We start from the raw sequence: 1,473 nt of genomic DNA, 5'->3' as shown, positions 1-1,473 counted from the left end.
CCATTAATTTAATGATTATTTAGAGTACAACTCAACGATTAACTGCTCCTTAATGGTCTCGGGAATATCGGCACGCTCCGGACGGTGCAGGAACTTACCGCTCTTTGTATTGTCATCCCACTCGAGCCAAGGATACTTGCTGTGATTGAAACCTGCCAAAGCAGCCTCAATTACCTCGAGAGACTTAGACTTCTCACGAACAGCAATAACCTGACCAGGCTTAACAGAATAAGAAGCAATGTTGAGTACCTTTCCATCAACTGTGATATGCTTATGACCTACGAGCTGACGAGCGGCAGCACGAGTAGGAGCAATACCCAAACGGAAAACAACGTTGTCCAAACGGCTCTCGAGAAGCTGAAGGAGAACCTCACCGGTGATACCCTCGCTCTTTGCAGCCTTCTCAAACAGGTTGCGGAACTGACGCTCCAGCACACCATAGGTGTACTTAGCCTTTTGCTTCTCAGCCAACTGAGAACCATACTCCGACTGCTTGCGGCGACGGTCATTACCATGCTGTCCTGGAGGGAAATTGCGCTTTGCCAATACCTTGTCAGGACCGAAGATGGCCTCTCCGAAACGGCGTGAAATTCGAGATTTAGGACCTATATATCTTGCCATAATGTAAATGCTTTAAATCAATTGTATCTTGTTAACCTATTATACACGACGACGCTTGGGAGGACGGCAGCCGTTGTGTGGCAACGGTGTCACATCGACGATCTCGATGACCTCAATACCTGCACCATGAATGGCGCGAATAGCGCTCTCGCGACCGTTTCCAGGACCCTTCACGTAAGCCTTAACCTTACGCAGACCAAGATCATAAGCGACCTTTGCACAATCCTCAGCAGCCATCTGGGCAGCATAAGGAGTGTTCTTCTTGGAACCGCGGAAACCCATCTTACCAGCTGAAGACCAAGAGATGACCTGACCCTCGTTGTTAGCAAGAGATACAATGATATTATTGAATGAGCTATGGACATGAAGCTGACCAACAGCTTCAACCCTTACATTTCTCTTCTTAGATGTTGCTTTTGTCTTTGCCATTTTCTTTTAGCTTTAAGTTTGAAGTTGAATGTGTGTGGTTAGAAGGAATAAATCATCCCATTAAAAACCAACAACTTACAACTCTCAACTAATTTTACTTAGTAGCCTTCTTCTTGTTAGCAACAGTCTTCTTCTTACCCTTACGTGTACGGGCGTTATTCTTAGTGCTCTGACCGCGAACAGGAAGACCATTACGATGACGGACACCACGATAGCAGCCAATATCCATCAGACGCTTAATGTTCAACTGGATCTCTGAACGGAGGTCACCCTCCACTTTGAATTCAGCGCCGATAATCTCACGGATCTTAGCAGCCTGGTCGTCAGTCCACTCGCTGACCTTCAGGTCACGGCTTACGCCGGCTTTATCCAATATCTTTGCTGAACTACTTCGACCTATACCATAGATATAAGTCAATGCGA

At 46.4% G+C, this 1,473-nt stretch carries 3 protein-coding genes; all 3 read right to left on the bottom strand.

Annotated features, from left to right (window positions below; genetic code table 11):
- Positions 1 to 15: 15 nt before the first annotated feature.
- Positions 16 to 621, bottom strand: coding sequence for a 30S ribosomal protein S4 (gene rpsD, locus WKK33_RS00030; RefSeq protein WP_215760064.1), 606 nt, complete (start codon positions 619 to 621; stop codon positions 16 to 18).
- A gap of 39 nt (positions 622 to 660) precedes the next feature.
- Positions 661 to 1,050, bottom strand: coding sequence for a 30S ribosomal protein S11 (rpsK, locus tag WKK33_RS00025; RefSeq protein ID WP_215760063.1), 390 nt, complete (start codon positions 1,048 to 1,050; stop codon positions 661 to 663).
- A gap of 94 nt (positions 1,051 to 1,144) precedes the next feature.
- A partial coding sequence (gene rpsM, locus WKK33_RS00020; RefSeq protein ID WP_288083886.1) for a 30S ribosomal protein S13 occupies positions 1,145 to 1,473 on the bottom strand: 329 nt, incomplete at its 5' end.

It is taken from the genome of Hallella sp. (assembly GCF_037460745.1).
GTDB classification, from domain to species: Bacteria; Bacteroidota; Bacteroidia; order Bacteroidales; family Bacteroidaceae; genus Prevotella; species Prevotella faecis.
This window is presented reverse-complemented; position numbering and strand designations above follow the sequence as displayed.

Bases quoted from the DNA above. Each gene is read 5' to 3' on its own strand.
- rpsK (WP_215760063.1), bottom strand. From the start codon at position 1,050: ATGGCAAAGACAAAAGCAACATCTAAGAAGAGAAATGTAAGGGTTGAA.
- rpsD (WP_215760064.1), bottom strand. From the start codon at position 621: ATGGCAAGATATATAGGTCCTAAATCTCGAATTTCACGCCGTTTCGGA.